The sequence below is a fragment of the Methylobacterium sp. A52T genome (assembly GCF_053346095.1).
Window position 1 is genome coordinate 1 of the sequence record NZ_JBKFBI010000218.1, and the last position, 6,075, is coordinate 6,075.

Here is a 6,075-nt window from a genome sequence, read left to right on the forward strand (position 1 = left end):
GGCGGAGGCGCCCGGCGCGCCGCCTCGGACCGAGCCTCCGCCGCCGCGCGCGATGGCGCCGGCGCCGCGCCCCCGGCCAGCGGCCACGCCGCAGCTCTGAGACCCTGCGGGGCGGCCGGTGCGGCCCGGCCTCGCTCATCCGACGAATCCACGCCTGACCGGGCCCCCCGCTGCACAGGTCCGGCAGGTCACCGACAGAGCCACCATCAGAGCCACCAGCAGAGCGAAGTGAGAGGCGCCCCATGGGATCGATGCGGAACGCGTTCATCTACGCGGCCATCCTGTCGACGCTCCCGCTCCCGGCGGCCGCGGCGGAGACATGCCGCGACCATTACCGGAGCGAGGGGACGCCGATGCTCCAAGCCATCACCTACAAGACGTGGATGATCTTCCCCTCTGTCAGCCCCAGGGCCGCGTTCGACCGGGTGACGCGGGCGGTCCTGGCCGAGGGGTTCGTGGGCGTGCACGTGGAGAAGGCGCTCGGGAGCCTGACGGCCCAGCAGGAGACATCCGGCTCGGGGCGACCGCAGACGCTGCGGGTCGTCGTGCGCAAGGCCAGGGCGGGCAGCCGGGTCGACGCCCTGTTCATGGTGCAGGCCGGCCAGATCGGTCAGGACGTCGACCAGAACCTGTGCCGCATCGTCGATGCCGCGGCGCAGTAGGACCCCGATGTCGACCGGCTCCAGGCACGCGGCCCAGAGGCGAGGTTCCGATGCGCAGTCCAGTGCGAGCTTCGGGGCGATGTTCAGTGCGATGTTCAGTGCGGGGCCGGCCGTGACGCGTCTCCAGGCGGCCACCCTCGCCGCAGCCTTCGCCTCAGCCCTCGCCGCAACCCTCCTGGCGCCGTCATCGGCCCGCGCGATCGACTGCCGCAAGGCGGCCAGCCCGCTCGAGCGCATGATCTGCGCCGACCCGGCGCTCCGGAAGGCGGACGCCGCGCTGGGTGCGGCCTATTCCGGCCTCCTGCACAGCACGGACGACGCCGAGATCCGCGCGATGCTGATCGCCAGCCAGAAGCGCTGGGTGGCGGCCCGGGACACGTGGCTCGGCGACCTGGACGCGGCCGACGCGCGCGCCGTCGTGCTGAAGGCGATCCGGGCACGGACCGAGGACCTGTCCGGCCGCTCGAAGAGCGATCCGGCCCGACCGCACTGGATCGCGGCAGCGCTGCGGCAGCGGGCCTTCGCGGCGCGGTTCACCGGCGGCCCCTTCGCTGGGTTCGACACGGCGTGCGACTTCCTGCCCGTCGGGCGGGACCGGGTCTACGGGTGCTTCGGCAGCCGGCGCTACCAGAACGGCGACCGGGTCTGCACGCTGTCCGACGACTGGGCGAGCGGCCACACCTCCGAGACGCGCACGGTCGCGCGGGTCGTCGACGGCGCCGCGCGCACGGTCGCGACCTGCACGATCGGCGGGGGCGACGACGCGGAATGCCCGGGTCCCGACAACGCCGACGGCCGCTGGGCACGGCCTGCCGCCCCGGCCGCCGCCGGCGCGGCGGCGGCACCCCCGGGCCCCCCGCCCCCCCCCGCCGGCGGGCTGGCCCCCGGCGGCGCTGGCGCCGCCCCCCCCCCCCCCCCCCCGCCCCCCGGGGGCCCCGCCCCCCCGCCCCGGCCCCCGCCGGCGCGGCGGCGGCACCCGCGGGCCCTCGGCCCGTCCTCGACGTCGAGCTGGCCCCGGACGCCGATGCCGAGACCTGGCTCTCGGCCTGCCTGACCGACCCCGCCTATCCGCCGCCCGACCCGGTTCCGGCGGCCCGGACGGCCCCGGGATCGAGCCCGCCCGCGCCCGCGGGCGCCCCGAGCAGCCGGTGACGATGGGACCGCACGCCCCCACGCCCGATCCGGCCCCTGCTCCATGCCCTGGGCCGGCCCGCAGCCACCGCCGCGATCCCGGCGACGCCGCCCTGCGCCGGCGCGGCGGCCGAGGCGCGGGAATGGGCTCGGCCGGCCGGGGCGCCGCGCTGACGCTCGGCCTGATGCTCGCCGGACCGGCCGTCGCGCAGGATGGGCCGCCGGCGCCGCTGGTCGCCTCCGCCGTGAAGGGCCTGCGCTTCGTCCCCCTCGCCGAGCTGCCGCGGGCCCCGGGCGGGGCGGGCCGGCAAGCCGGCTGCCCCGGTGAGGTCTTGCCGGCGCGATCCGAGGCGGCCCGGGCCGTGGCCGCCCGGGACTGGCTCGTCACCGGCGAGGCGGCCCTCGGCCGGTACCGGGCCGTCAGCTTCGCCAGCGACCTGCAGCAGGGGACGAGCGGCACCTGCTTCATCGCGGACGGCAATGTCGGCCTGTTCGTGGGACCGCGCCTCGTCGCCCTCGTGTACGGCGCCGGCCGGACCGGCGCGGTCGGACGCATCGCGGCGCGCTCCGACGGCGCACGCCTCTGGGACGGCGACATCCCGCCGGCCCCGGTGGGCGACCTGACCCTGCGCCCGGACGGGACCGTGTCGCTGGAGCCGCCTCCCAAGGTCGAGTCCGTCTGCGGCGGCCGCGGGTCGGTCCCCGCGATCCGCGGCCTGCCGATCGACGAGGCCCGGACGTCGCTCATCGCCGCGGGCTGGACGCCGGTGAAGGGCCCACCGAGCGACGATGAGCGGGAGCGGGCTCTCGCCCGGCGCGGCGTCATGGAAGTCGACGGCTGTTCCGGGACGGGCCTCGCCTATTGCAGCTTCCGCTATGCCGGGGCCGCCGGCACGCTCTCGGTGACCACGACGGGCGACGCCGAACTGCCCGAGGTCCACGAGTACGGAGTCGCGTGCCGATGAGACGGGTCCCGCGGGCGCTCTCCTCAGCGCGTGCCGAGGCAGCCGGTCCCGGGCGCCGGCAGGACCAGCCAGGCGCCGCCCGCGTAGAGGCGCCGGACCGCGCCCGGCGCGGCGGGCCGGAGCACCAGGTACGCGCGGCCGGCCGAGACCAGGGCCCCGTCGTCGGCGGCCGCCAGGGCGGTGGGGTTCCCGAGCGCCACCACGGTCTCCGGCTGGACCGCGAGGGCGGTCAGCGCGGTCACGCCGAGCCCCCCGGCGAGCGCCGCCGCGACCGCGCCGACCGGCAGGCCGCGCCGCGGGCGCCGATCAGTAATCGTAGGCATGCTCGAACCGGCCCCCCGCGGCCTCCACGGCGCGGATCTGCGCGACGAGTTGCTCCACCGCGGTGTCGTAGCCGACGCGCTGCCAGCCCGGCTCGGACTGGATCGGCATCGCGAACAGCGGCTCGGCCCCGGCGAGGGTGACCGTCCGGCCCGGCGGCAGGAGGACGGTGGTGAGGATCCGGTGGTTGCCGGCGATCTCCAGCACGGTCCGGCCCCGCGCGCCGAGGCCCCGGACGATCTCCGTGAAGGCCCGGTAGCGCGGCGTCTCCATCAGGGCGGCTGGGCCGCCGTCGCCGGCCGGGACGGGGCCGAGGAGGGTGATGCGCGGGTCGGCGGCCGCGTCGCCGGCATCGAGCCCCGCCACGACGCTGCGGATCGTCAGGCCGGCCGGGTCCATCCCGGCGAGCCACGCGATCCCCTGGGCGTAGGCCCATTTCACCCCGTATTGCAGCGTGAGCGCGCCGCGCCGCTCGACCGCCCGCAGGGACGGCGTGAACGGGACCTCGTGCCAGAGCCGGGACAGCTCGGCGTCGAACGGGTAGCGGTACCAGGGGGTCTGGCGCAGGAACGCGGCGTAATCCGCGAGCAGCCGGGCGTTGAACCGGTCCTCGTCGGTCGGCTCGGGCCCCCGCCACCGCGCGGTCAGCGCCCCGAGGGTGCGCTCGTAGGCCCCCTGGATCAGCATCTCGGCCGTGAAGCTCAGGCCGATCACGTAGTTGGTGACTTTCTGGCCCGCGGTGACGTCGCCGGTGCGCCCGGCCGCCCGGGTCGCCCCGCACAGGCTCGTCCAGAAGCCCGTCGTCGCCGCCCAGTAGTCGAAGGCCGATTCCGAGGCGGAACGCGTCACCCCGGCGAGGTCCGCGTAGGCGTGGACGATGTCCCATTCGGGGAAGGTGAGGTAGCTGTCGCCGGCCGCGCGCTTGTAGCCCTCGGGGGCGATCCCGAAGCGCGAGCCGCCCGCCGAACGACCCGGCCCGGCGGGATCGGGCCTGACCGTGCAGCCCCCCTCGATCGCCGCGACGGGCAGGGCGCAGGCGAGGGCCAGAGCGGCGAGGCCGGCGACCGCCCAGCGGACGACCCGTCGCCGGCGGCGGGGGGGCCGGGGGCTCACGCGGCGACCCCGGCCGCGGTCCGGGCGCGCCACGGCCACCAGCCGAGCACGACGCCGGCGAGGCCGAGGCTCAGGTGCGGGCCGTTGGAGAGGAGCGGGCTGTCCTGGAAGCCCTTCAGGAACAGCGACAGGTCGAGGAAGCTCGACCCGGTGAGCACGCCGACGACGCCGTCGAGGAGGTAGATCGCCCCGAAGGCCCGCAGGAAGGTCACGGCGGCGGAGCGGGACCACAGGCCGGCGGCCAGCGCCCACAGGCCGGAGGCGAGGTGGAGCGCGTCCTTGTAGACGTCGAGCCGGAACAGGCCGAAGACGCGGCCCTCCGCGTCCCGGAAGGCCGGGACGTAGTCGGTGGCGGCGGCGAACAGCAGGATGGCCGCGAAGGCGAGGGCGGCCACCTGCGGGGGCGTGGGTCTCATGGGCGTCTCCTGGGTCGGCACGCGCGGCCCGCGCGAGGCGGATCCGTGCCGGGGCGCGGTCAGGCCATGTAGGTCGACCACAGGGCGTTCCGGAACAGCAGCCCCGGATCGTAGCGGCGCTTGGCCGCCACGAAGGCGTCGAGCTTCGGATAGGCCCGGGCCATCTGGTCGCGCCGGGCGTGCAGGCGGTAGGGCAGGTAATAGGCCCCGCCGATCGCCACGACGCGCTCGATCAGGGCCTCGGTCATGCGCATCATCGCGGCCTCGTCGCCCGGGGTGAGCCCCTGCGAGAACGACATCACCGCGCCGATCCGCGGGCCCGGCGCGTAGGCCAGCGTCGAGTCCGGGTCCGCCGCCACGTAGCGCAGGGTCACGTTGAGGCAGTCGCAGCCCGAGCGCGGGATGGTCTCGCGGCAGGCGGCGAGGAACGCGTCGAAGCGCTCGGGCGGGACGAAGTACTCGTGCAGGATGTCGGTGCGGCTGCGGTCGCGCGAGGCGAGGTTGGCCACCGGCTCGTTCATCAGGCTGTTGCGGGTGGCGAGGCCGGGATCCAGGGCCGGGTTGAGCCGGGTCTCGGCGATCCAGCGGGCGCGCTTGCCGAACTCGCTGCCGACCTGGGCCCGGTAGATCTCCCGCGAGACCGCCGAGAACGCCCCCTGCGCGGCCGCCGCGGGCAGGACCTGCGGCGGGTGCTCGGCCTCCGCGTAGGTGACGAGGATCGCCTCGTCGAAGAATCCGGCCTGCGCGACCGAGAGCCGGCCGTAGGCCATGCGCAGGCGGGCGTCGCGCGCCACCGCCGCCGCGAAGGCCGGCGCGAACTCCGCGGCCGGCATCACCGCGAAGGTCGGCGTCAGGAGGCGGTTCGGCACCATCTCGACCACGAGGTCGACCACGATTCCGAACAGGCCGTAGCCGCCCATCGCCAGCCCGAACAGCTCGGCGTTCTCGTCGCGGGAGCAGGTCACGAGGCTGCCGTCGGCCAGGACGAGGCGGAGGGCGCGGACGGTGGAGCCGAACGGGCCGTGCGGCGCGGGCCAGCCGTGGGCGTTGACGCAGAAGGTCGAGCCGACCCCGAAATCGCTGTTCGACTGCATGACCGTCGGCGAGTAGCCGATCCGGTCGAGCTGCCGGATGACCTGCGACCAGCGCGCGCCGGCCCCGACCCGGTAGAGGCCGGCGGCTGTGTCGGGCTCGATCGGGCCGCCCTCCAGGGTCACGGCCGTCCCGTCGCGGGCGAGGCTCTGGCCGCCCATGGAATGGCGGGCGACGCCGACGGCGACCGGCCGGCCGGCGACGGCGGCATCCCGAATCTCGGCGCGCACGGCCTCGATCAGCGCGTCGGTCGAGCCCGTCGGGAGCACGGCGTGGCGCGTCACCGGGGTCGGGTTGAGGCCGCTCGCGTCGTTGAGGATGATCCGCGGCGCCGCCCGGGCCGCCCGCGGCAGCAGCGCGGCGGCCGCCGCGGCG

Annotated in this window: 7 protein-coding genes; 3 read left to right on the forward strand and 4 right to left on the reverse strand. The window is 76.4% G+C overall.

What is annotated here, in order from left to right:
* The first annotated feature begins 242 nt into the window (after positions 1–242).
* From ACLBYE_RS29015 to ACLBYE_RS29025, 3 genes are all read left to right on the forward strand, one after another.
* The gene (locus ACLBYE_RS29015; RefSeq protein WP_447696811.1) at positions 243–662 is read left to right on the forward strand and encodes a hypothetical protein; all 420 of its coding nucleotides are present in this window, start codon (positions 243–245) and stop codon (positions 660–662) included.
* 79 nt (positions 663–741) lie between these two features.
* Positions 742–1,716, forward strand: a complete 975-nt coding sequence (locus ACLBYE_RS29020; protein ID WP_447696812.1) for a lysozyme inhibitor LprI family protein — start codon at positions 742–744, stop codon at positions 1,714–1,716.
* Positions 1,717–1,936: 220 nt separating this feature from the next.
* Complete coding sequence (locus ACLBYE_RS29025) at positions 1,937–2,758, forward strand: hypothetical protein (RefSeq protein WP_447696813.1); 822 nt, start codon at positions 1,937–1,939, stop codon at positions 2,756–2,758.
* A gap of 23 nt (positions 2,759–2,781) precedes the next feature.
* Here ACLBYE_RS29025 and ACLBYE_RS29030 read toward each other — a convergent pair whose 3' ends face one another.
* The 4 genes from ACLBYE_RS29030 to ACLBYE_RS29045 all read right to left on the reverse strand — a co-directional run.
* The gene (locus ACLBYE_RS29030) at positions 2,782–3,081 is read right to left on the reverse strand and encodes a hypothetical protein (protein WP_447696814.1); all 300 of its coding nucleotides are present in this window, start codon (positions 3,079–3,081) and stop codon (positions 2,782–2,784) included.
* The gene (locus ACLBYE_RS29035) at positions 3,065–4,192 is read right to left on the reverse strand and encodes a hypothetical protein (protein WP_447681869.1); all 1,128 of its coding nucleotides are present in this window, start codon (positions 4,190–4,192) and stop codon (positions 3,065–3,067) included. Before ACLBYE_RS29035 ends, ACLBYE_RS29030 begins: the two co-directional genes overlap by 17 nt.
* Positions 4,189–4,608 carry a DUF4383 domain-containing protein gene (locus ACLBYE_RS29040; RefSeq protein WP_026605246.1) on the reverse strand — a complete coding sequence of 140 codons (420 nt, stop codon included), beginning with the start codon at positions 4,606–4,608 and terminating at the stop codon, positions 4,189–4,191. The genes ACLBYE_RS29035 and ACLBYE_RS29040 overlap by 4 nt, the downstream gene beginning before the upstream one ends.
* 59 nt (positions 4,609–4,667) lie before the next feature.
* On the reverse strand, positions 4,668–6,075 hold a 1,408-nt coding region (locus ACLBYE_RS29045; RefSeq protein WP_447696815.1), incomplete at its 5' end, for an FAD-binding protein.

Bases quoted from the DNA above. Each gene is read 5' to 3' on its own strand.
- ACLBYE_RS29015 (WP_447696811.1), top strand. From the start codon at position 243: ATGGGATCGATGCGGAACGCGTTCATCTACGCGGCCATCCTGTCGACG.
- ACLBYE_RS29020 (WP_447696812.1), top strand. From the start codon at position 742: ATGTTCAGTGCGATGTTCAGTGCGGGGCCGGCCGTGACGCGTCTCCAG.
- ACLBYE_RS29025 (WP_447696813.1), top strand. From the start codon at position 1,937: ATGGGCTCGGCCGGCCGGGGCGCCGCGCTGACGCTCGGCCTGATGCTC.
- ACLBYE_RS29030 (WP_447696814.1), bottom strand. From the start codon at position 3,081: ATGCCTACGATTACTGATCGGCGCCCGCGGCGCGGCCTGCCGGTCGGC.
- ACLBYE_RS29040 (WP_026605246.1), bottom strand. From the start codon at position 4,608: ATGAGACCCACGCCCCCGCAGGTGGCCGCCCTCGCCTTCGCGGCCATC.